This is a genomic window from Phycisphaerales bacterium AB-hyl4 (genome assembly GCA_041821185.1).
In the GTDB taxonomy this organism is placed as follows: domain Bacteria; phylum Planctomycetota; class Phycisphaerae; order Phycisphaerales; family Phycisphaeraceae; genus Natronomicrosphaera; species Natronomicrosphaera hydrolytica.
In genome coordinates, this window is record JBGUBD010000007.1 from 70,982 (window position 1) to 94,204 (window position 23,223).

Sequence of the window (23,223 nt, forward strand, 5' to 3'; positions counted from 1 at the left end):
TAGTACCATGCCCGGCATGCCCAGCCTTGACGAAGCCATCCAGCGGATCGAGATCACCACCGGCGACATCACGCAACTGCGCGTCGACGCCATCGCCAACGCCGCGAACGAATCGCTCCTCGGCGGCGGGGGGGTGGACGGCGCGATCCACCGCGCCGCCGGCCCACAGCTGCTCGAACACAACAAGACGCTGGGCGGCTGTCCGACGGGCCTGGCGAAGATCACGCCTGCTTTCGATCTCGAACAGCAGGGCATCAGGCACATCATCCACACCGTCGGCCCGGTTTGGCCCACGACCGAGGCGGGCAGGCAGGCAGAGTCCGAGAAGCTTGGCTACACCCGCGAAGATGTGCTGCTGGCCTCCTGCTACACGCGCAGCCTCGAACTCGCCCGCGAGCAGGGCTGCGAGCACGTCGCCTTCCCCGCCATCTCCACCGGCGTCTATCACTTTCCCAAGGACCGCGCGGCCAAGATTGCCCTCGGTCACGTGCTCGGCGATCTCCAGCAGCACGACCTGCCCGCCAGGGTCATCTTCTGCTGCTTCAGTGACGATGATGCGGCGGTGTATCGCGAGACGCTGAACACCCGTCATCAGTGGATGTTCAACCGTAAGCGGGCGTGAGCCGGGTTATCCATTTCTGATTTCTAATTGCTGATTGCTGATCTCTCCCCTTCGATCTGTTTGTGTCGATTAGGCCCTTGCTGCCGTTCGAGTCGAGTTTGGCGCGAAAATCGAATTTTTTGATCTTGTCGCGCTTAAGGGGCCTGCCGTGTAGGACGATGAATTCGTTCAGACGCACGGTATGAACTGCATCGATGTTGAGGGTAGCCATGTTTTTCGGTTCCGATAAGAGCAAGTTGACGCACGAGTGTGGAGTTGAGCCCTTTCGGGCCGAATTTGAACGTGCGGCCAGCGTGTGGAACAGGCAAGTGAGACCTGTTCACGGAGGCTCGGAGGCTTCGCCGCAACCCGGTGCTTCACGGATGAACGAAAGGAGCCGGAGATGAGTCAGTAGCACGCCTCGCGCCGCGGCGGATGAATAAACGCCCGGCAAGTCGACGACGACCACGACAGTAATCGTTTCTACGCATCGGATCGGATCGGAGATCTGCGATCAAACTTAGGGCAGGAGGCCCGCCGCCCATGTTGGGCAAACTCGCGAACCTTTTTAACAGTGTTCACGGAGGACCTTCGCCATGAGTCGAATCAACACCAACGTCAACTCGCTGCTCTCGCAGCGCGTTCTCAACAACCAGAACAAATCGCTCAACACGTCGCTCGAGCGGCTGAGCACGGGCTTGCGGATCAACCGCGGTGCGGATGACCCGGCGGGCCTGATCGCCAGTGAAAACCTGCGATCGGAGAAAGCGTCGATCGCCGCGGCGATCAGCAACGCCGAGCGTGCCGACCAGGTGGTCAACATCGCGGAAGGCGGCTTGCAGGAAATCAACGCTTTGCTGCTGGAGATGCAGTCGCTCGTCGGCGAGTCGGCCAATGACGCCGGCCTCAGTCGTGAGGAACGTGAAGCCAACCAGCTTCAGGTCGACTCCATCCTGCAGACGATTGACCGTATCGCCCAGGCCACCAGCTTCCAGGGCAGCAAGCTGCTCAACGGCACGTACGACTTCACCGTCGAAGACCAGAACGCGGGCGTCGAAGGGTTCAAGATCAACGCCGCCAAGCTCGGTCACGACGATACCCGTGACGTGCAGGTGCTCGTCACCCAGTCCGCTCAGCATGCGGGCCTCTACATGGACATGGACGGCGCGGCTCTGAACCTCAGCAGCGCCGACGACCGCTTCGTGCTCGAAGTCGGCGGGGCCATGGGCTCGCGACAGTTCACGTTCGCCTCCGGCACGAGCCTCGAAGCCATGGCGACGCAGATGAACACCTTCAAGGAAGTCACCGGCGTCTCCGCAGTCGCCAGCGGCAACGGTCTGATCCTCAAGAGCACCGTCATGGGCTCAGATCAGTTCGTCTCCGTCGACATCGTCGACCACGGCGGCCAGGCCGGCGGCATCCAGAACTTCGAAGCGAACGATGCCAATGCGGTCGCCGCTGGCTCGACCGCCTTCGACACCGTCACCAACGCCATCCGTGACAAGGGCCAGGACGTCGGCGCGATCGTTAACGGCATCGCCGCCACCGCTCGCGGCGAGAACCTCCGCATCAACACCGACTTCCTCGACGTTGAGATTCAACTGTCCACGGAGGCGGCGCAGTCGCTGGATACCATCGACGCGTTCACCATCACCGGCGGCGGTGCGAAGTTCAACCTCGGCCCGAACGTCGATATCACCAACCAGGTCAGCATTGGCATTGGCAATGTCGCTGCCCGCAACCTCGGTACGCTGTCCAGCGGCTTCCTCGACGCCCTGGGCTCCAGCAAGGACGCCAACGTGGTCGACGGCGACCTGGCCAAGGCGCAGCGCATCGTTGACGATGCCATCACCCAGATCTCGGGCCAGCGCGGCCGACTCGGTGCGTTCCAGAAGAACATCGTCGGCGCGACCATCCGGTCGCTCGGTGTGGCTCTGGAAAACACCAGCGCTGCCGAGAGCGCCATCCGCGACACGGACTTCGCCTCGGAAACCGCCGAGATGACCCGGTCGCAGATCCTGCAGCAGGCGGCCACCAACGTGCTGAGCATGGCCAACAGCCAGCCTCAGTCGGTGCTCCAGTTGCTCGGCTAAGACGTGATTTAAACCAGGATCGCAGGAGATTCGCCCCGGCGAGCCTCCGATCACTGATGCGACCGGCGACCGGCTTACCCCGGTCGCCGGTTTTTTTTGTTGGTGCGGGAGGGGGGTAGGGGGGGTGGGATTGTGATTCCGGAGTGCCCACGGATGCCATCCGTGGGCTTTTAAATCCGTGAAGAGGGACGAAAATGGGGCTTGGACGGCGGGCTTCAAGCTTGGCGGGGTGAACCTCCGATAATGAGCCGGGGCGGGCCTGTTTTCGGCGAGTGGGGGCAATTGTCGTTGACGGAGCCCCCCCTCAGCGGCTACAACAACATGGATTTTTCAGGTCTCTCCGGGCGGCGGCCGATCAAGTCTTCAGGCTTGAGTTTGGACGCGGTGAGCCGCGATCCGCATGCCGCAGGAAATCGACCGACCCTCAGCGCGACGAGACGTACCGAATGAGTCTATCAAGGCGGCAGATGTTGCTGGCGAGTATGGGGCTGTTTGTGGCCGGCTGTGCGCCGACGCAGACCAGTGTCTCGCGTCGGCCGGGCACGGAATGGCCCGGTTCGGTTGATCGGCCGCGCCAGCAGCGCAGCACGCGTGTCGACCCTCGGCCGCGCGATACGCCGACCGCCCCGACGCCCCGCCAGGTGCCGGCTCACGCCGACGGCCTCAATGCGGTCGCCCGCAGCCGGTGGGCCTCTGCCGGGCCTGTCACCAGCCGGGTCAACCCGATGAACGGTGTCAGCCGAATCACCGTGCACCACGAGGGCTGGACCAGCTTCTGGGACAACGGCGAAGCGTCGACCGCCGAGCGCATCGAGCGGATTCGCAACGTCCACGTTCGCGATCGTGGGTGGGGCGACATCGGCTACCACTACATCATCGACCGCAGCGGCCGCATCTGGCAGGGCCGAGCCATCGGCTACCAGGGCGCCCACGTCGGCGGGGCGAACGAAAACAACCTCGGCATCATGCTGCTGGGCAACTTCGACCAGCAGAGCCCGACGGATGTGCAACTGGATCGGCTGGTCTCGTCGCTCCGCTCGCTGATGCGGACGCATAACGTAGCCAACCACCGGGTGTACACGCACCAGGAGTTGTCGCCTTCCGCCTGCCCGGGCCGAAACCTCCAGCCCCGGATGGTGAGCCTGAGGCGGGGCGGGTACCTGACGTGAGTTTTTCAGGGGGGCGCTGGATGCAGCCGACGGATTCGCTGTGCTGTATCCGTGGGCTTTATTTGAGCCGACTGGCGGCCCAAACTTTACCGACTTGAAATTCCCGGGCGAAGCTGTCATAATGCTCGGCTCGACCTGACGAAACATCATTGGCCCCGTTGAAAACCGGAATAGTAGACCCATGGCTCACTCCCTGAGCGCCAAGAAGCGAATTCGCCAGAACACCAAGCGCCGCGCCCTTAACCGTTGGCGCAAGGCGGGTTTCCGTGCATCCATCAAGGCATACCGAGAGACGATTCTCCACGGTTCCGTTGAGGACGCGCAGAAGCAGCTGAACGGCATTTACAAGCTGCTCGACCAGGTCGCTGCCAAGGGTGCGATTCATCGCAACACCGCAGCCCGCTACAAGGCCCGCCTCGCGGTTCGTCTGAACCACAAGCGTTCCGCCGCCGCCTGAGCGAGGAATCGATAACTGGAAACTGACCTGCAACCCCGGCTTGCCCGGGGTTGTTTTTTGCGCGCGGCCGCCTCCCGGGGTGATGCCGAGGGCTTGGGGTGGGGTCGTAACGATCAAGCAGACCTGGGCGGATTGTTTATGACGGTGATGCCGGTTGGGCGCTAAAGCGGGCTCAGAGCAAGGCCGATAAAGCCGGTGGACCAAACGTGGGGCGAGCGTGCGAGCGCTCGGCCGATGATTGATTAGTTACACACGGCAAACGGTTTTCAACCGAGAGGGCAGGGCATGATGAGCTGGCATAAACGATTCGGCGTGGCGGTGGCGGCGGTGGGCTTTCTGGCATTGCCCGCCTGCGAAATGTCGATGAGCCGTAAGTGCAACGAGAAGCCGCAGGAACAGCTCGCCGAGCGCGACACGAAAACCGCGCCGGCCCACGGGCAGCGTGGCGAGTCTGTTGTGTTCGAGGGCGATACCCGCCATCACGGAAGCAACGCCGCGGTGGTGCGTGTTGCCGGCGGGCCGCGCGTGGGTTCGCATGGCCTGTTCGGTCAGGTCGGTGACGGCCGAACGGCGATGCCCATCGGTGCGGACGGGCCGGACAACCTTCGCCAGGTGACGTTCACCCGCGAAGGCGGCGACTTCGACCCGGCGGTCGACCCCAACGGCCAGTGGCTGGTCTACGCGTCGACGCGACATCGCGAGACGGCGGACCTGTTTCTCAAGCGGGTCAACGGCACGACGGTGACGCAGCTGACCAACGATCCGGGCAACGATGTGACGCCGGCGTTCAGTCCGGACGGCACGCGGATCGCGTTTTCCAGCGACCGCTCGGGCAGCTTCGACCTTTACATCATGGACGTTCGCGGCGGTCAGCCGGTGCAGGTGACCAGCGATTCGACGCATGATATTGCTCCGACGTTTTCGCCGGACGGCAGCAAGCTGGTGTATTCGCGCTACGGCTCGCCGAGCGGTCAGTGGGAGATGGTCGTGCTGGATCTGGACAACCCCGGCACGCGTCGGATCATCGGCACGGGGCTGTTTCCGCAGTGGTCGCCGGTGGACAATCGGATCGTGTTTCAGCGTCCGCGTCAGCGTGGGACGCGCTGGTTCAGCGTGTGGATGGTGGAGCTGAATGAAGAGGGTGAAGTGAGCACGCCGACGGAGATTGCAGCGAGCTCGAACGCCGCGGTGATTACGCCGCGTTGGAGCCCTGAGGGTGATCACATTGTTTTTTGCACGGTGATCAACCCGCCGGCCGATAACGACATCAGGCCCGCCCAGGCGGATATCTGGGTGGTAAGCGCCGATGGGCGTGGCCGGGCCCGGCTGACGACTGGCAGGTTTGCCAACCTTCAGCCGACCTGGGCCAGCGATGGGGCGATTTACTTCGTCTCCGACCGTGCGGGCAGCGAGACGGAAAACATCTGGGCCGTGCGTCCGGACCGTGCGTTGCACCTGGCTGGTTCGGGTGGCCGGGGTGATCACTCGGCACGCGTCGGGACGGAATGAGTTTCGCGTTTCGAGTTGGCGGTTTCGAAGCTTTCAGTTGAAGCTTCGAGTCGAGTCGGAAACCTCTCGCGGAGGCGAGGGGTGAAAACCAGGCAGGATGCCATGACAAGTAAACAGGTCATGTTGATCGCGGCCGCGATGCTGGTCGCGTCGGCGACGGTGATACTCGTCGGCTGTGCGGAGTTTCGCCGCGCCAGGCCGGCCGAGCCGTTGAACGCGCCTTACGACGAACGTCAGGTGTGGGCGGTCGCGCCGCTGATGAACGAGTCAGGCACGCGACACGCGAACGGCGTTCGGCTGGCGGAGCAGTTGGCGCGTCAGCTGGAGACAGCGGCGCCGCTGAGTGTGGTGGCGGTGAACCGTGTGCTTGACGCGATGGATGCGTTGGGGCTGAGCATGGTGTCCAGCCCCGCCGAGGCAGAGAAGCTTCGGCAGACGCTGGGGGTGGATGCGCTGGTGGCGGGGACGGTGACGGCGTACGACCCGTACGACCCGCCGAAGCTGGGCTTGAGCGTGGAGTTGTACGCAGGCCCGCTGCCGCAGGCTGGCGTGACGCTGGACATGCGTGAGTTGAGCCGGGCGTCGACGGATGAGATGTCACGGCCGGAACTGCCCGGAAGTCAGATAGGCGGCGGGCCGGTAACGGTGATCAGCGGTTACTTCGATGCGGCGGACCCGCGCGTGCGTGAGCAGCTTCGGACGTACGGCACGCAGCGGGGCACGGAAGCACACGGTACGCGGGAATGGCGGCAGTATCGCATCAGCATGGACCTGTACAGCGAATTTGTCAGCTACCAGGTGAGCTGGCAGTTACTTGAGGCTGAAGCTCGTCGACTGAACCTGTCGGCCGACGAGCAGGACGAGTCCGCTTCTTAGTCGATCCCGCGCTTCGCCGGGTCGGCCACTGGACCCGGACGTGGAGCGTGTGGATGTATTCCAACAACGAACAATTTGATCGGCCCGAGCGGGACCGCCCGTCGATGAACGACGACGCGGCCGGGAGCGCTGTCGATGCGCCGTCGCGCGAGCTGGTGCTTGTGAAAAAGGGGCAGCGATTCGTGTTCCGCTGTCAGCCGGGCGAGGAAGCGGCGCTGCTGGGGCAGTTGCGCGAATTGGTCGACGATCCGGAAGTCAACTTGAGCTGGTTTGATGTGGCGGTGCTTTCGCATCAGGTCGGCGAACGGCTTGCGCGTCGGCTACGCGAGGCGAAGTCATCGCCGTGACGAACGAAGCACGATGAGCAAAACCCCTTCCGCGGGAAGGGGGGCGATCGAGGATTAAGGGACTGCGTCGCGTGGCTGCGGCGCCCAGGGAAGGATTGAATTGATGGCCGGGCATATTCCGCTTACCGAACAGTTTGTCGAGTATCTGCGCTCCGAGCGCCACTTCAGCCCGTACACCGCCCGCTGCTACGGCGCGGACCTGCGGCAGTACGCGGAGTATCTGGCCGAGGGCGAAGTGCTGGAGCACGCGGAAACGGCGCTGATCGAACAGGTGCAGCAGCGTATTCGCACTGCGGACGCGATGACCATTCGCGGGTTCCTCGCGCATCTGGATGCGTTTGGATACTCGCCGGCGACGACGGCCCGCAAGATCGCGACGCTGCGCAGCTTTTACAAGTGGGCGCAGAGCCGATCGCTTTGCGAAGTCAATCCGATGCTGCTGATTCGCACGCCCAAGCAGGCGAAGCGGCTGCCCAAGGCTATTGCGGTTGAGCATGTTGAAAAGCTGCTCAGTGCACCGGACCCTCACGAAACACTGGGTGCCCGCGACCGGGCAATTCTCGAAACGCTTTACTCCACCGGCGTGCGCGTGAGCGAGTTGGCGGACCTGAACCGCAGTGACCTCGAACTGGAAACGCAGACGCTGCACGTTCGCGGTAAAGGCAAGAAAGAGCGCATCGTGCCGCTGGGCTCGCATGCGATGGCGGCGATCAAGCATTACCTGACGTTGCTCGAGCCGGACCCGCGGTTCCGCGCCTTGCGTGAGCAGTCGATGATGAACCCGACCGTGCCGTTGTTTGTGAATAAGAACGGCAGCCGACTGAGCAGCCGAAGCGTTCGACGCAAGCTGGACAAGTACCTCAAGCAATCGGGGCTCGACCCGGCGATCAGCCCGCATACGCTGCGTCACAGCTTTGCGACGCATCTGCTGGACAATGGTGCGGACCTGCGCAGCGTGCAGGAACTGCTCGGGCATCAGTCGTTGTCGACGACGCAGATATATACGCACCTGTCATCGATCAGGTTGCGCACGGCGTATGACCAGGCACACCCGCGAGCGGTGTGAGACGGTGATGCTCAAAATGGGCAGATGCCCGCAGCGTAACGCTGTGGGCTTCGCGCGACGGTTGTTTGATTCACGATTTGAACGATGCAAGACGCGTGAGTCGAAGAAAAGACATTGTGGATATACCCGGGGTGAAGGTTACGTCGACGGACGAGCGGCCAGGGGTGTCGCTGCGCGGTCGGCCGTGGCTTGCGGTCATGTTCAAATGCTGCCAGGCGTATAGCCGGGTGTACCGCAATCGCGAAGCGACGGCGTACGAAGGGCGCTGCCCCAAGTGTCATCGGCCGCTGCGGGTCGCGATCGGACCGGGCGGAACGAGTACGCGCTTTTTCGAAGCGTTGTAGGAATGCGATGCGGATGAGAGCGTGTGCCCGATGGCGATGGAGCCCATGGATTCGCTGCGCTACATCCGTGGGCTTTGTGATGGGGTCACCGTCAGACATTTGAGGTTTCGGTGGCGCCTTCCAGTTGTACTGCCATGCGGACGAGTTCGGCGAGTGAGCCGGCTTCCATTTTTTCCATGACATGAGCGCGGTGGACTTCGACGGTCTTGGGGCTGAGGTCCAGCGAAGCGGCGACTTGTTTGTTGAGTCGACCTTGAACGACCATCTCCATGACCTGGCGTTCGCGCGCGGTCAGCCGGGCGATTCGACGTTTGAGCAACTGTTTGCTTGCGGATTCGAGTCGACGTTTTTCATCGTGTTTCAAGGCATGCTGGATGCGGTCGAGCAGTTTTCGATCGCTGAAGGGTTTTTCAATGAAGTCGACGGCACCGGCTTTCATGGCGCGGACAGCGAGGGGCACGTCGCCGTGGCCGGTGATCACGACGAAGGGAAGGCGGACGCCCATTTCGCGAAGGCGGTCTTGAAGATCGAGCCCGCTCATGCCGGGTAGTCGAATGTCTGCGACGATGCAGCCGAAGGGCAGGCGGTCCATTTCGTCGAGCCGTTCGAGCAGGTGGTCCGCCCGGTCGAAGGCCTCAACACGCACGCCCGCGGACTCGACCAGCCATGCGAGTGAATCACGCACAGCTTTGTCATCGTCGACTATGAAAACGGTCGTTTGCTTTGTCATGGCACGATTGCTCCTCGCGTTGCCGAACAGCAGGGCAGAGGGGGCAAACGGTGGATTTTTCGTGTCGCGTTCCCGATGGATACGACATTTTTCGGCGATCGCCGAATTGTGAAAGAGAGGGTGCCCCCACCCTGTTACCTCCAGTGTAAATCAGCGAAGCCCATATACCAATAACGTTTTGGGTCAATTGATCATTTTCCCGCACCGCATCAGCCAAACTACCAGATACGCACCGGTCATTGGCTGAGGTGCACTGGTTCTTCTGGCGTTGCATGGTCCTCCGAATGCAGGGCGCTAGAATCGCGAGATTCTGTTGCTGTGAGCGGGAGGTTTGGACGATGCTGTTACCGCGCGTTGAAGGGACGCCGGCCGGCCAGTGGTTCACGCCACGGTCGGCTCGGCGGGTGCTATGTGTGTTTCCGCGTTACGCCGATTCGTTTGGTACGTTTCAGCATGCATACCCGTTGTTGAACGTTCGGGCGTTCATGCCGCCGCAGGGGCTGCTGCTGATCGCGGCGTATTTGCCGCGGCAGTGGGAAGTACGCTTCGTCGATGAGAACGCACGGTCGGCGGACGATCACGATTATGCTTGGGCCGATGTCATTTTTATTTCCGGCATGCACGTGCAGCGGCAGCGCATCGAGCAGATCAACCGTGAAGCGCACCGCCACGGCAAGCTCACCGTGCTCGGTGGGCCGAGCGTGTCCGCCTGTCCGGACCACTATCGTGATATTGATCTGGTGCACCTCGGGGAACTCGGCGATGCGACCGACGCGATTGTTCAACACATTGATCGCAGCGTCGAGCGGCCGGGTAAGCAGCTGGTCTTTCGGACGACCGACCGGTTGCCTATGGATGAATTTCCGATCCCCGCGTATCACCTGCTCGACTTGCGGCAATACTTCCTCGGCAGCGTGCAGTTTTCTTCCGGTTGTCCGTTCATGTGCGAGTTCTGCGACATCCCCGCGCTGTACGGCCGAAGCCCACGGTTGAAATCGCCCGAGCGCGTCTGCGAAGAGCTTGATGCGATGCGGGCCGCCGGCCTGCGCGGCGCGGTCTATTTTGTGGACGACAACTTCGTGGCCAATCCGCACGCGGTGCGCGATCTGCTGCCGAAGCTGATCGACTGGCAACAACGCCACGGCTATCCGTATCGACTCAACTGCGAAGCGACGCTGAACCTTGCGAAGATGCCCGATACGTTGGCGATGATGCGCGAGGCGAATTTCACCACGGTGTTCTGTGGTATTGAAACGCCTGAGCCTGAGGCGCTCGAAGCGATGCGCAAGACACAGAACACACGGCAGCCGATTCTCGATGCAGTGCGAACGTTGAATGAGCATGGCCTGGAGGTGGTGTCGGGCATCATTTTGGGACTGGACACGGACACGCCCGACACGGCGGACCGGGTGCTTGAGTTTGTCGAGCGGTCGCAAATTCCGCTGCTGACGATCAACCTGCTTTACGCGTTGCCCAAGACGCCGTTGTACGACCGGCTGGTGGCGGAAGGGCGGGTGATCGATGAGCCCGGCCGAGCGACGAACGTGGTGTTCAAGTTGCCTTATGAGCAGGTGCTGGGAAGTTGGCGTCGGTGTATTGACGAGGCGTACGAGCCAACGAAGTTGCTTGCGCGGTTTGCATGGCAGGCGGAGCATACGTTCAGGCATCGGCTGCACCCGAAGCGGAAGGTGACGGCGGGGGAGATGGCGCATGGTCTGGGTGTGGTTCGACGGGTCGTGTGGCAGGTGGGGTGGAAGAGCTCGTATCGGCGTGCGTTCTGGCGGGTGGCGTGGCCGCTGCTGAAGCAGGGGCGGGTGGAGGATGTGATTCACATGGCCGTGGTGAGCCATCACCTGATCCGCTTTGCGCAGGACACGCGTCGCGGCTTGGGGGAGGCAAGCTTTTATTCGGAGCATAGGGATGAGGCGGTGGCGACGGCGGCGCTTCGCGGGTGAGGTGATCGCTGGCTACGATACGCGGCATGGACGAGACTGTGATCTGGGCAATCTGGTTGGCGGTGGCGTACCTGGCGGGCGCGGTACCGTTTGGCATTTTCATCGCGCGATGCCAGGGGGTGGACCTGCGTGCGGTTGGCAGCGGCAATGTCGGGGCGACCAACGTCGGTCGAGCGCTGGGTAAGAAGTGGGGGTTGATCTGCTTTGCGCTGGACGTGACGAAAGGGCTCGCCCCGGTGGTGGGCTATGGCATTGCCAGCGGGCAGATCGCGGGCACGCCGGATGAGGCGGCGGCCGGCGCGGCGCTGGCGGCGGTGATGTGGCTGAGCATCGCGGCGGCGACGGTGGTGGGGCATGTGTTCCCAGTGTGGCTGAGGTTCAAGGGCGGCAAGGGGGTGGCGACCGGGCTGGGGGCGCTGCTGGGGGTGTGGCCGATGTTGACCGTGCCGGCGGCGGCGGCGGTGGTGCTGTGGCTGGTGGTGGTGAAGCAGACGGGTTACGTGAGCCTGGCGAGCATGGTGGCGGCGGGCTTGCTGCCGGTGTTGGCGGCGGGTAGCGGGGTGGTGCTCGCGCGGCCGACGGGGGAGGTGGCGGTGTACGTGGCGGTGACGGCGGCGCTAGCTGGGCTGGTGGTGTTGCGGCATCGCTCGAATATCAGCCGACTGCGCGAGGGCACGGAGGATAAGGTGGGTTGGGCAAAGCGCGGGTGAGCGTTGCGATCCGCCAGGCGATCGGCGGGGCGAGGCGACAGTTCATAGATCTATGATTGCGTGCAAGGTCAAAATGAGCATGTCGACGGCCGTGACGTCAGGTTTCTTCAAAGTAGCTGGCGACGAGGATGAGCAGCCAGGCAACGACGAGCACGGCGAAGATGCTGAAGCCGGTCGGGCCGGCGATGTTGGCGGCGAGCATGAGGACGAGGATGGCGAGGAGCATGAGCCCGCCGACGACGGCGATGGTGGTGGTGCGCAGGTGTTTGTCGAGCCAGAGGCGGGTTCGGTCGGTGGGTGTGATGGGTTCGCCGACGCCTTCGTGAGTGGCGTGGTCAAAGTATTGCCCGCATTCGGGACATTGGCCACGGAGGCCGAGGCCCGTGAGTTCGTAGCCGCAGTTGCTGCATGTGTCGGTTGCTTCCAAGTCCAACATGATAACTTGTATTTAAGTAGATATTCGGCCGTGGCGCTTTCAACCACGCCCGATCGCCCTCGTTGCGACCGCGCGTGGAGCGGACTATGCTGCACGATTGTTCGGTGCGGTTTATGCCTCCACCTCTCGCTACTCTATATAAAGGCCGGAGGCGTGAAATATTCATTCTGCGTGGACGGCGCGGTGTTCCCCACGCTCCGAGGTAAGCCGTCATGCCTGGTGCATCCCAGCACGGTTTCGGTTGACTTCCTGGATACAAGCGTCAACTTGAATCCGCTCGGAACACGTCTCAAGCACGGTTTAATCAGGGTTTCACGTTAATGAGCGGGCCCAATCCAGCACGACTGACCGGACGTCACAATCGGGTGATGGTGCTGGCGCCGATCAATGCGAGTTACGCCCGGGGAATGTTCCGGGGGGTGAGCCGTTTTGCCAACGGGTCGGGACGGTGGACGCTTTCGCTCCAGAATGAGTTCGATCCCCGGTCGGCTCATCCTGGTGAACTGTTCGATTCGGAGCCGGTGGACGGGTTAATCACATTGACGCTTTCTCCCGATTGGCTGAAGCAGGTCACAGAACGCAGAATTCCGGTGGTCGGGGTGAGCGAGAAGCTTGAGGAGCACTCGATTCCGTGTGTCCTTGCTGACAACGAGGCAATTGCGCAGATCGCCCTTGAGCATTTTCAGGAGCGTGGCTACGCACATCTGGGATACAGTGGCGGACGGCATCGGGACAGAGATCAGCGCGGCGTGTGCTTTCAAAGAGCCGCCGAGGCCGTGGGCCTGAGTGTTCATTGTTATGACCGTACGATCTGGGAGTCGCCGGGCGAGGATCGCACGGCGGTTTCGCGCGCGGGGCGTGCTCGTTGGCTTGAGAGTCTGCCGCATCCGATCGGGATTTTGTGCTGGAGTGATCTGGCGGCGCGTACGCTGGCTGAGGCATGCGCCTCCTCCGACCTTCGCATGCCGGAAGATGTGGCGATTCTCGGCGTGGATAACGACGTGTTGATTTGCGAGATGACTCGGCCGTCGCTGTCGAGCATCGAACTATCGACCGAGCGTATCGGCTTCGAGTCGGCCCGGCTGCTGGACTCTTTGATGGGTGGCGAGTGGTCGCCGCACGCTGCGCCTGACAAGCCGATCCCGCGCATCCTCCCCGCGGGGGTGGTCGCGCGTGCATCGACGGACCACTTTGCTGTCAGTGATCCCGACATCGTCCGGGCCGTGCGTTACATCCGCGAATATTCGGTGGATGGAATCGGTGTCGAAGCCGTCGCCGAGCACGCAGGGCTGTCCCGCCGAAGCCTTGAGCGCCACTTCAAACGGCACTTAGGCTGCACGCCGCTTCAGGTGATCAGCCGAGTTCGCCTCGAGCGCATCTGCCGGTTGCTTTCGGATTCCGACGTCCCCTTGGCCCGCATCGCCGAGGCGGGAGGCTTCCAGAGCGTCCGTCATCTGCATCGTTTTTTCCGCCAGCAGACGGGCAGTACGCCCACCAGTTACCGACGTCTTCATCGTTTCGAGTAGGCGAAAGATGCTTGGCGCACGCATTGCCGATGGCTATCATCGGCCGGCCCCCAGTAGACGCAGTCAATTCCATCATCGTCAATATCGATCGATATGAGCCAAACCGCTTCCCCAATTCCGTCGGCTGCAACACCCGAACTTTCGCAACGGCTGCTTGAGGTGGACAACCTGGGCGTGTCGATTCACAGCGATGAGGGCGTCTTTCGCCCGCTTAACGGTGTGAGTTTCACCATCGACCGCGGACAGGCCATCGGCATCGTTGGCGAAAGTGGCTGCGGCAAGACCATGACCGCCAACGCTCTGTTGCGCATCCTGCCCCGTTCGGCCGAGATCACCTCCGGCAAGGCGACGCTTCGGCGTCACCATGCACCAGAGGCAGGCCTTGATCTCCTGCAACTGCCGGCCGACGGCAGGGAAATGCGTGCCATCCGCGGCCGCGACATCGCCCTGATCTTCCAGGAGCCGATGAGCGCCTTCAGCCCCGTGCACACGATCAGCAATCAGATCGGCGAGGCGATCCGCCTGCACGAGAATCTCGGCCGGCGTGCCACGCGCGACCGCGTGGTGGAGTTGCTCGACCTGGTGGGCATCCCCCAGCCGGAACGTCGGGCCGACGATTATCCCTTTCAGTTCTCCGGTGGCATGCTGCAGCGGGCCATGATTGCCTTGGCGCTCTCGGCTAATCCATCGCTGCTGATCGCCGACGAGCCGACCACCGCTCTCGATGTCACGGTGCAGGCCCAGGTGTTGCAGCTGATCAAACGCCTTCAACGCGAGATGAACATCTCGCTGATGCTTATCACACACGACCTCGGCGTTGTTGCGCACATGGTCGATTACGTCTATGTGATGTATCTCGGCCAGGTGGTTGAGGAAGGCCCGGTCGACGCGATCTTCGATCAACCGCATCATCCCTACACCAAGGCGCTGCTCAAGTCGATCCCGTCGCTGACGGAACAGCAGCAGGTGCTCACGCCGATTCGTGGCACCGTGCCGGACAGCCGCCATCCGCCCAAAGGCTGCCCGTTTCATGACCGTTGCGAGGAAGTGGTAGGCGAGGTGTGCAGCCAGCAAATGCCAGCACACTACGACGTGGGGTCGAAGCACCGTGCGCGTTGCTTCAAGTATACGCCGGTCCAAGTATCCGCCGCCGCCGGGCGAGCCAATGGGGATGCCGATGAGTGAGATGGCCAAAGATCTGATCCTGCAGGTGAAGCATCTGCGTAAGGCGTTTCCCATCCGGCGCGGGTTGCTGCGTCGTGAAGTCGATGCGTTCACCGCGGTGGACGATGTGAGCTTCACGATCCGGCGCGGCACGACCCTCGGGCTGGTGGGTGAAAGCGGCTGTGGGAAAACGACCACCAGCCGTATGATCCTGCGGGCGATTGACCCGAGTGATGGCGAGATTCTCTTCCGTCGACCTGCGGGCGACGTTGTTGATATCGCGGCGCTGTCGGCTGACAAACTCAAGCCGTTACGCAGCGAAATCCAGATGATCTTTCAAAGTCCTTACACCTCGCTCAACCCGCGCATGCCGGTGATGGAGTTGATCGGCGAGCCATTGAAGTCGCACGGCTGGAAGCGTCGGGATCGCGAAGATCGCGTGTATGAACTGATGCAACTGGTCGGCCTCGATCCGCGCCACGCCCAGCGATTTCCGCATGCCTTCTCCGGCGGCCAGCGCCAGCGCATCGGCATCGCCCGCGCACTGGCGCTCGAGCCGTCTCTCATCGTCGCTGACGAACCTGTTTCCGCGCTCGACGTGTCGGTTCAGGCACAGGTGCTCAACCTGCTCAAAGAACTGCGCGAACGGCTGGGGCTTACGTTCCTCTTCGTCTCGCATGATTTGAGCGTCGTTCGCTACCTCTGCGACGAGGTGGCGGTGATGTACAAGGGGCGCATCGTCGAATGGGCCAATACGCAGGCTCTGTACGAACAGCCGAGGCACCCTTACACCCACACGCTGCTCAAGGCAGCGCCGGCTCCGAACCCGCGCGTGCCATGGGTGGACCCGGCGGAGGACGCGAAAGCAAACAAGCCGAACGCTCCCTCGGCATCAAGCGATCAGACTGACAACGAAGCGGTCGGCTGTCCCTTCGCGCCGCGCTGCCCTCACGCCACCGCCCTCTGCCGTGAGAAGCAACCGCTTCTGGAAGATCAACAAGACAACCCTCGCTCCCCCCATTACGCGGCATGCCATCACGCTGGCGAACTGACCCTGGCGGGCGTGGCCCACGCGAAGGCATGAGCGACGTCGGCCGACTGAGCGTTTCCGATCGGACGGTCCCGGGGGGGACTTCGATGATCATTGATACGCATACGCATTTTTACGATCCGTTTCGGCCGCAAGGCGTCCCCTGGCCGACGCGCGATGATCGCGTGCTGTATCGGCGTGTCATGCCCGAAAATTTCCGCACCGCCGCAGCACCAAGCGGCATCGGCGCGACGATTGTGATTGAAGCGAGTCCCTGGGCGGAAGACAATCACTGGCTTCTGGAACTGGCGCGGACGGAGCCGTTGATCCTCGGCGTGGTCGGATCGGTCAACCCGGATAATCCAGCGTCTGCTTCGCAGCTTTCGCGTTTGGCTGACGACCGACGGTTCCGTGGCGTGCGATTGAGTTTGCCCAAGGCGGACCCTGTCGCTGCGCTGGCGACGCCGAGTTATCAGCGCGTGCTGAAACAGTTGGCGGATGCGCGGTTGACGCTGGATTTGCTTGTAAAGCAACCCGCAGCAGGGCTGTTTGATGAATTGCGCAAGCATCCCGACCTTCGCATCGTGCTGGACCATGTCGCGGTCGCGCCCGATGCGGATGGGCGTCCCGCCCCGGCCTGGGCGAGGTGGCTTGGTGAGGTCGGCCAACTTCCGAATGTGTACTGCAAGCTTTCCGGGTTTCTCGAAAGCGCTTCGCAGCGATATGCCTCCGTTCCGACGGATGCCGACTTCTACCGCGAGGTGTTCGACACGATGCTCGGTCGGCTAGGGCCTGCTCGATTGCTTTACGCGTCCAATTGGCCGGTGATCGACCGGGTTTCATCGTATGACGTGCATGCCCGTATTCTTCTTGCGTGGGCAGACGGGCTGGGCGAAGACACGCGCGAACGGGTTCTTTGCCGCAACGCCGTGGATGCGTATGGCCCATTGCCGGGGCTTGCAGACGAGGAGCCCGGGGGTCTGATGAGTTCGGCATGATCGGCCGAGGGCGCTCACGCCGAGTCGATGACGGATGACGTCGGAATCTGATCACGGCGGGTGCACCGCTGAATATCGAACGCCTGCTCGAATGCGGTCCATGTGGCTTCGTCGATTGGCGTGGTGGCGGAGTCGATGCCTTGATCCACCTCGCTTGCCGTCGCCGGGCCGAAGAGCACACAGCCATTGATGGGCAAGCTTAAGCAGAACTGAAGTGCAAGGTCGCGGAGATTGACGTTGTGTTGCTGGCACCACTGCCATATGGCATGGGCGCGCGGGTGCTGATGCTGATCGGGTTCAACGCCAGTCAGCGTGCCCATGCCCTGAGGGCTGCCCAACAGCAGGCCTACGCCGCGCCGCATGGCGTCCGGGATGGTATCGCCCAGTGCGGATTGATTGATTAACGTGTAGTTACTGAACGTCAGCACCACGTCCATCTGTCCCGTTTCCATGGCCCGCAAGTGGAAGGCGGACGGTCGGCAGCCGATGCCGATGTGACGCGCCAGCCCCTGTTCCTTCAGCCGAAGCATCGGTTCAAGCGCGTCTGCCAAGGCGGACTCGATCTCGGGCGGGTCGTGGATCAGCAGCAAATCAACGTGGTCTACCCCCAGAGCCGACAGGCTCTGCTCGAAACCGCGGTTGATGGCTTGAGCGGTGAAGTCCGCCTGCTCGCCGGGGCGCACGCCGACCTTGGTGGAAACGTACACACTGTCTCGCGGCAGGTCCGCCAATGCCTGGCCGAGCCACCGTTCCGCCTTGCCGCCTTGATACCTCGGTGCGGTGTCGAAAAAGTTGATGCCCCGCTCAAAAGCGCGATGCACCGCCTCGACCGCCTCGACCTCGGAGCCGTTGCGCGCCCCGATCCACGCGCTGCCCATCCCCAATGCAGTGGGCCGCATGGACGTTCGGCCGAGTTGGCGAATTGGCAGCGAGGATTGAATCACGTTCCGTGTGGGCGTCCTAAGTTAGAGCTGCGCGGGCAGTCGCATGGCATGGCGTAGTTGGGGTCGGTGTCGGCCAAGCCGACGCCGCCTGATTGCTGTCCGCCCCCTGGGGACGTGGCTCACGACACTGGCCTCTTCCACACTTCAACGGCAAGTACGTCAAGCACAGCACGTGAGTTACCGCACTATGCCTTCACATCATATTCGCGTCAGGCAGCCCCTGCACGATACGGCCGCTTGTGAATATAAGACAAGTTAAAAACACGTCTTGCGGTTTTGCTCGGCGTCGCCCGCATGCCCCGAAACATCCGCCCGGCAGGCCAGCCTGTCGCAATATGTCCCTATCTGGTCGCAATATGGAATTGTCGCCCGTTAGTGATGAAGTATCGTTGTCGCTGGAGCGTCAGGCGCAGTGCCCGGGCGCCAGCTTGGAAGTGCCTCTCTAGAGGAAACGGTCATGTCCCTTTCTGTCTCAGATCTGCATCAGCCTGAGCCGGGTGAAGCTCGCCGCGTCGGCGTCGTCCGTCGGCCACGCAAGCGCCTGCCCGGCTTCACGCTCATCGAGCTTCTCGTGGTGATCAGCATCATTGCCCTGCTGATCGCGATTCTCTTGCCGGCGTTGTCTGCCGCACGCGAGGCGGCGCGTCAGACCCAATGTGCAAGTAACCAACGGCAGATCATCCTCAGCACGGTGACGTGGGCGGTCGACAACAACGGAAGCCTGCCGCCGTTTCGTCTCACGTCGACAACCCCATACCGTGTCACCATGGACGCATGGGCACAAATGGCGATGTACCGATGGGAAGGCGGCAACCGCTTTGTGTTAAATCATGGCTTATTGCACGAGCAGGATTATTTCAGCGAACCGGGCGGATTTTATTGCCCCAGCGCGAAGCTCGATATGTTGAAATATGACCGGCAGCCGCAGCCGATTGGCAGCGAGCCGTATGTTGGGCCAAACTCTCCGGCAAACTTCGTTCAAAGCTCATATATGTTCAACCCGCTTCGCAGCCCCCCACCGAATCTGGCGTATGTGAAATTCCAAGAACTGGACGACCTCGGGTCGGGTGATCTGTTCACGATGGATACCCCCCGATTCGGCAGCCACACGATGGGCGTTGACGGGAACTCACACAGCATGGGCTGGAACCGTGGCGATGGGGACGGAAGCGTGCGTTTCATTAACGATGCGTATCTGCACGACTACCTTGAGACCAACACCCACAGCAACGTAACTTACCGGGATTTTTTTAATCAGGTCAATGAGAACTATTGACGTATGGTGTTGTATCCATCGTAAATCACTTCATGTGTTTTTGTCGGGCACGATGCGCTGACTGATGCGAGAAGTAGATGGAAGTTTTAAGCATTCTAAAGCACTTTCAATTAGGAGAGAAAAGTAATGGGCATATCATTTGCGCGATTCCGTCGAGGTGTGCTGGCAACTACGGCCTGCTTTGCGTTTGCATGTGTAGCCAATGCCGACTTTGTATTGGTCGACGACTTTGAAAGCTATGCGGTGGGCACCACACCGGTTGGGCAGGGAAGTGGGTGGAGTACGAATTTGACCACCAACCTGGCACATGGCTTTGGCGTGGCCCTTGATCCTGCCGGCAGTGGGAATCAGGTTGCCAGGTTGAACATTGAAAACCCGCGCTACGTTGCGAATTCGAACCATGTCATTCCGGATGGAAATGTCGGCACGCTGCTTTTCCAGATATACCGTCCTGAAACGTCTTCGGTGCTTGATATGGCGGCTGGTTTCACGGCCGAGTTTACGGGCACCAATGGATGGCTTAGCGCGGGTGACTTTGCTACGCCGCTTCGTATTAATAACAACGCTGATCTATTACAAATATACGACAGCAACGGGTTTGCCGAGGTAACAGAGCCGGAGGGCCTCAGTCCATTACCAGGCGGTGAGTGGTATACCGTCTGGATGGTGGCTGATACCAACACGGACACATGGACGCTCTATGTTGAGGGCGGTGAATACGAAGAGCAAACACAGGTACAGGCCGGCTCGATCTCAGAGTTTGGATTCCGCGGAGGAACCGGCGCGGCAGACCTGCTGCATTTCGGTTTCCTTGCGAACGCCAGTCAGGGCGCGAATATGCCGGTGTACCTCGACAATTTCTATGTGGACACCGACTCCATGCCGGGTGGCAATTTGTCTAATCCGATTCCTGAACCCGCATCATTGATGCTGCTGGGACTTGGCAGCCTGGCGATGCTCGCACGGCGTCGCAAGACGACGGCTGAAGATGAGACGCTTGGATAACCTGTGAGGTGTAACACCCTGCGGCGTTGGGTTTACCTGGTTCCTGCCGTCCGCATTTGGAGCGTCAGCCGCAGTGTATGGACGCGAGCCTGGAAGTATCGCAGGGCCTGTACCCATCGGGTTCAATACCAGCGATGGCAGCAGTTGATGTTTCCTATCGAGCGTCATCTTGCCGGATGAATCGACAAGGGCGGCCGGCATTACAGCGTCGGCCGCCCCGTTTTACTTGTCCGCCAAGGGGGGCGACTGCTTGGCCATGGCTGACGCATAGTGTCCTCGATTGGTTGCAATTTGGACTTGTTGGCCCGCCTCGCACAGAACACAATACGCTTGATTCAAAATCACCTCGTCGCGGCAATCAGAATACGCGCAAAACTGAATTTGATGCAGGATTCATGAAATGAAGCAGTCACCAATGATAATGAAATTAGCACGCGCTTCGCGCATGAACTTTGCAGTCTTGGTTTGCCTGTTGTGGTCTTCGCCGTTGCTGGCGGTTGAGTACCACGTATCGCCGATGGGTGATGATGCGAATGTCGGTAGTGCCGACGCTCCGTTCGCGACGCTTGAGCGTGCTCGTGATGCGGTGCGTGAGCGGCGGGAAGCGGTTGCTGAATTTGAGGGTGCGACCGTTATAGTGCACGAAGGCCGATACGAACGCCGAGCGACGTTGGTGCTGGATGCGAACGATGCGGGCGAGCCGAATGCTCCTGTTGTGTATCGCGCCGCCGATGGCGCGAGGCCCTTGTTTGATGGCGGCTATCTTGTTGACCCGACGCATTTCGCACGGGTCGATGACGATCAGATTCGTGAACGGCTGCTGGAGTCGGTGCGCGATGATGTGCTTCAACTCGACCTGGGGGCGCTGGGCATTACGGACTACGGCAGCTTCGGGCCGCGCGGGTGGGGGCGGTCCGAGATCGCTGCTCCGATGGAGTTGTTCATCGATCGGATGCCGCAGTCGATCGCCCAATGGCCGAACGAAGGCTCAATTCCGCTCGGCGAGGTTCATGACCGGGGCGGTGCGCCTCGCGAGGGCGACCAGAGCAATCGCTCCGCTGTCTTTGAATACAACACCGAGCGTGCGGAGCGATGGGTTGATGCAAACGATCTGCATATCGCCGGTCACTTTGGCGTCACCTGGGCACACGATACCATTGGTATCGCAGAGGTAGATGTTGAGGCGGGCACGTTCACGACTGACGGGGCTCATTATTACGCCTTTGCACAACCCGGTCGGCCTGCGAACTTCCAGACGCATTACGTCGCGGTCAATCTGCTTGAAGAGATCGAGCAGCCGGGCGAATACTTTATTGATCGCGAAGCGGGGAAGCTTTATATCCTGCCGCCACACCCGCTCACCTACTCGACCGTTCAGCTTTCCGCTCTTGACGAGCCGTTCGTACGTATTGAAAACGCTTCACATGTTCGCATTGAGGGGCTGACGTTCGAGAACACGCGTGGCGATGGCATCGTGATAGCCGAGGGCAGTGATAACCGTATTGCGGGATGTACGTTCCGTGCCCTTGGCGGCATTGCGGTTGATATGGAGGGCGGCAGGGGCCATCAGGTGTTTGACTGCGACATCTACTACACCGGCCGAGGCGGCATCCGCGCCAGCGGCGGCGATCGCCAGTCGCTTGAGCCGGCTGAGCATCGCATCGTTAACAATGATATTCATCGCTTCAATCGGTGGATTCGTGGATACAACCCCGGCATTCGCGCTGAGGGCGTAGGTATTGAAATTGAGCACAACCATCTGCATCACAGCGACCATCAAGGTATTACCTTTGCCGGCAACGAGCATCGCATGGCTTTCAATGAGCTGCATCACCTGCTCAAAGACATTTCCGACATGGGCGCGATCTACGCCGGCCGCGATCCAACGTTCGCAGGCAACGTGATCGAGCACAATTTTTTCCATCACCTGAGCATGCAACACGAAGGCGGGCCGGGCGTGCAGGCGATCTTCTTCGATGACGATACGATTTACATCGCACGCGTCTTTGGCAATGTCTTTTATCGCGCCGGCTCGACCGGGGTGATCAAGTTCAACGGCGGAGGTGGGGCATCGGTCGCCAACAATGTTTCGATCGAAGGCCCACGGTTCCTTCAGGAAACACCGGGCGACGTGGCGGGTATCGATCGGGCGATTCGCAAGATCACAACAGACTACCGCGGGAGTCACAACTTTCCCGAACGTATCGCCGCGATGCGCGTGGATGAGGAGCCGTATCGCAGCCGATACCCCTATATTTACGAAACGGCTTTTCATGGCTACAACGAAGGGACACCCAGATGGAACAACGTCATCGTCAGAAATAACGATGAGATGAGGCATTTTGTCAATCCTGGTGATCTCAATTTTGCTATTCGTTCCAATGCTCCCTGGCTGAACATGGTCGCCGAGGATGTCTACGACCGGGTGCATGGTGCGGATGGGCAAGACATCGCGTTTGAGCAGATTCCGTTCGGCCGCATTGGATTGAAGGAAACCACGCATCGGCCCGCGCTGGGGCCGATCGCTTTCAGCAAACTCGGGCCTGCTGACGACACGGCCGAGCTTGATGCGAATGCTGTTGAGCTGTGGTGGCAACCGTCTTACAACGCAGACCGTTATCATCTGGTTGTCGCTCGCGACCGCGAACTGACGGACATCGTGCTCGACAAGCAGGCCGTTACCCATAATGTCAAGCTTGATCAGCTTGAGCCGAATCGGACGTACTACTGGCAGGTTTATGCCGCAACCACCCGGTCGCGTTCCAATCGAGGTCTGCGGATTGCCTCGGAGGAGCCTTGGCAGTTTAAGACCGCCGGTGCGCGTGAGTGATCGGTGAAGGCAATATTGCCTCGGCTTCTTTTGTCCGGCCAAACAACCTTCGGCGGGGGCGCCGTTCGGTGATCGCTTGGGCACACGCACATGCCTTCAAGCTGTGGACGAAGTTTGTCTGTGAATTGCTGAACGTTGACCAGTGGAAGTAACGCTC

Annotated in this window: 22 protein-coding genes; 18 read left to right on the forward strand and 4 right to left on the reverse strand. The window is 61.2% G+C overall.

Features of this window, described 5'->3' with window-relative positions:
- Window positions 1-7: 7 nt before the first annotated feature.
- Window positions 8-622 carry a macro domain-containing protein gene (locus ACERK3_12580; GenBank protein ID MFA9479120.1) on the forward strand — a complete coding sequence of 205 codons (615 nt, stop codon included), beginning with the start codon at window positions 8-10 and terminating at the stop codon, window positions 620-622.
- Here the strand turns inward: ACERK3_12580 and ACERK3_12585 are convergent.
- Window positions 603-833: a hypothetical protein gene (locus tag ACERK3_12585; GenBank protein ID MFA9479121.1), complete on the reverse strand. Its 231-nt coding sequence runs from the start codon at window positions 831-833 to the stop codon at window positions 603-605. The genes ACERK3_12580 and ACERK3_12585 overlap by 20 nt on opposite strands.
- A gap of 364 nt (window positions 834-1,197) precedes the next feature.
- On the opposite strand from ACERK3_12585, the gene ACERK3_12590 reads away from it, so the two are divergent.
- From ACERK3_12590 to ACERK3_12625, 8 genes are all read left to right on the forward strand, one after another.
- A complete protein-coding gene (locus ACERK3_12590) occupies window positions 1,198-2,694 on the forward strand; it encodes a flagellin (protein ID MFA9479122.1) in 1,497 nt (498 codons plus the stop codon).
- A 446-nt stretch (window positions 2,695-3,140) separates the two neighbouring features.
- Window positions 3,141-3,863 carry a peptidoglycan recognition family protein gene (locus ACERK3_12595; protein ID MFA9479123.1) on the forward strand — a complete coding sequence of 241 codons (723 nt, stop codon included), beginning with the start codon at window positions 3,141-3,143 and terminating at the stop codon, window positions 3,861-3,863.
- 181 nt (window positions 3,864-4,044) lie between these two features.
- The gene (gene rpsT, locus ACERK3_12600) at window positions 4,045-4,320 is read left to right on the forward strand and encodes a 30S ribosomal protein S20 (protein MFA9479124.1); all 276 of its coding nucleotides are present in this window, start codon (window positions 4,045-4,047) and stop codon (window positions 4,318-4,320) included.
- Between the two features lie 285 nt (window positions 4,321-4,605).
- On the forward strand, window positions 4,606-5,829 hold the full coding sequence (locus tag ACERK3_12605) for a DPP IV N-terminal domain-containing protein (protein ID MFA9479125.1): 1,224 nt from the start codon (window positions 4,606-4,608) through the stop codon (window positions 5,827-5,829).
- 102 nt (window positions 5,830-5,931) lie between these two features.
- Entirely contained in the window at window positions 5,932-6,705 is a 774-nt protein-coding gene (locus ACERK3_12610) for a hypothetical protein (GenBank protein MFA9479126.1), read from the forward strand.
- Between the two features lie 53 nt (window positions 6,706-6,758).
- The gene (locus ACERK3_12615; protein ID MFA9479127.1) at window positions 6,759-7,052 is read left to right on the forward strand and encodes a hypothetical protein; all 294 of its coding nucleotides are present in this window, start codon (window positions 6,759-6,761) and stop codon (window positions 7,050-7,052) included.
- Between the two features lie 103 nt (window positions 7,053-7,155).
- Window positions 7,156-8,118 carry a site-specific tyrosine recombinase/integron integrase gene (gene xerA, locus ACERK3_12620; protein MFA9479128.1) on the forward strand — a complete coding sequence of 321 codons (963 nt, stop codon included), beginning with the start codon at window positions 7,156-7,158 and terminating at the stop codon, window positions 8,116-8,118.
- A 131-nt stretch (window positions 8,119-8,249) separates the two neighbouring features.
- The gene (locus tag ACERK3_12625; GenBank protein MFA9479129.1) at window positions 8,250-8,462 is read left to right on the forward strand and encodes a hypothetical protein; all 213 of its coding nucleotides are present in this window, start codon (window positions 8,250-8,252) and stop codon (window positions 8,460-8,462) included.
- Between the two features lie 91 nt (window positions 8,463-8,553).
- Here ACERK3_12625 and fixJ read toward each other — a convergent pair whose 3' ends face one another.
- Window positions 8,554-9,192 (reverse strand): response regulator FixJ, encoded by a 639-nt coding sequence (fixJ, locus tag ACERK3_12630; GenBank protein ID MFA9479130.1) that lies wholly within the window; start codon window positions 9,190-9,192, stop codon window positions 8,554-8,556.
- Between the two features lie 338 nt (window positions 9,193-9,530).
- Here fixJ and ACERK3_12635 point away from each other — a divergent pair, with 338 nt between their 5' ends.
- Together ACERK3_12635 and plsY are read left to right on the forward strand one after the other, a co-directional pair.
- A complete protein-coding gene (locus tag ACERK3_12635) occupies window positions 9,531-11,147 on the forward strand; it encodes a B12-binding domain-containing radical SAM protein (protein ID MFA9479131.1) in 1,617 nt (538 codons plus the stop codon).
- 26 nt (window positions 11,148-11,173) lie between these two features.
- Entirely contained in the window at window positions 11,174-11,857 is a 684-nt protein-coding gene (gene plsY / locus ACERK3_12640) for a glycerol-3-phosphate 1-O-acyltransferase PlsY (GenBank protein ID MFA9479132.1), read from the forward strand.
- A 97-nt stretch (window positions 11,858-11,954) separates the two neighbouring features.
- Here plsY and ACERK3_12645 read toward each other — a convergent pair whose 3' ends face one another.
- The gene (locus tag ACERK3_12645) at window positions 11,955-12,293 is read right to left on the reverse strand and encodes a hypothetical protein (GenBank protein MFA9479133.1); all 339 of its coding nucleotides are present in this window, start codon (window positions 12,291-12,293) and stop codon (window positions 11,955-11,957) included.
- Window positions 12,294-12,892: 599 nt separating this feature from the next.
- Between ACERK3_12645 and ACERK3_12650 the strand changes: the two genes are divergently transcribed.
- The 4 genes from ACERK3_12650 to ACERK3_12665 all read left to right on the forward strand — a co-directional run bounded on the left by ACERK3_12650 (window position 12,893) and on the right by ACERK3_12665 (window position 17,011).
- Window positions 12,893-13,819 (forward strand): substrate-binding domain-containing protein, encoded by a 927-nt coding sequence (locus ACERK3_12650; protein MFA9479134.1) that lies wholly within the window; start codon window positions 12,893-12,895, stop codon window positions 13,817-13,819.
- A 93-nt stretch (window positions 13,820-13,912) separates the two neighbouring features.
- Window positions 13,913-15,004 carry an ABC transporter ATP-binding protein gene (locus tag ACERK3_12655; protein MFA9479135.1) on the forward strand — a complete coding sequence of 364 codons (1,092 nt, stop codon included), beginning with the start codon at window positions 13,913-13,915 and terminating at the stop codon, window positions 15,002-15,004.
- Window positions 14,997-16,067 carry an ABC transporter ATP-binding protein gene (locus ACERK3_12660; GenBank protein ID MFA9479136.1) on the forward strand — a complete coding sequence of 357 codons (1,071 nt, stop codon included), beginning with the start codon at window positions 14,997-14,999 and terminating at the stop codon, window positions 16,065-16,067. Before ACERK3_12655 ends, ACERK3_12660 begins: the two co-directional genes overlap by 8 nt.
- 53 nt (window positions 16,068-16,120) lie before the next feature.
- Window positions 16,121-17,011 carry an amidohydrolase gene (locus ACERK3_12665; GenBank protein MFA9479137.1) on the forward strand — a complete coding sequence of 297 codons (891 nt, stop codon included), beginning with the start codon at window positions 16,121-16,123 and terminating at the stop codon, window positions 17,009-17,011.
- Window positions 17,012-17,025: 14 nt separating this feature from the next.
- Here the strand turns inward: ACERK3_12665 and ACERK3_12670 are convergent, their stop codons facing one another.
- Window positions 17,026-17,910 carry an aldo/keto reductase gene (locus ACERK3_12670; GenBank protein MFA9479138.1) on the reverse strand — a complete coding sequence of 295 codons (885 nt, stop codon included), beginning with the start codon at window positions 17,908-17,910 and terminating at the stop codon, window positions 17,026-17,028.
- A 457-nt stretch (window positions 17,911-18,367) separates the two neighbouring features.
- On the opposite strand from ACERK3_12670, the gene ACERK3_12675 reads away from it, so the two are divergent.
- The 3 genes from ACERK3_12675 to ACERK3_12685 all read left to right on the forward strand — a co-directional run bounded on the left by ACERK3_12675 (window position 18,368) and on the right by ACERK3_12685 (window position 23,066).
- Entirely contained in the window at window positions 18,368-19,231 is an 864-nt protein-coding gene (locus tag ACERK3_12675) for a prepilin-type N-terminal cleavage/methylation domain-containing protein (protein MFA9479139.1), read from the forward strand.
- Window positions 19,232-19,357: 126 nt separating this feature from the next.
- The gene (locus tag ACERK3_12680; protein MFA9479140.1) at window positions 19,358-20,236 is read left to right on the forward strand and encodes a PEP-CTERM sorting domain-containing protein; all 879 of its coding nucleotides are present in this window, start codon (window positions 19,358-19,360) and stop codon (window positions 20,234-20,236) included.
- A gap of 445 nt (window positions 20,237-20,681) precedes the next feature.
- A complete protein-coding gene (locus ACERK3_12685) occupies window positions 20,682-23,066 on the forward strand; it encodes a right-handed parallel beta-helix repeat-containing protein (GenBank protein ID MFA9479141.1) in 2,385 nt (794 codons plus the stop codon).
- Window positions 23,067-23,223: the final 157 nt, after the last annotated feature.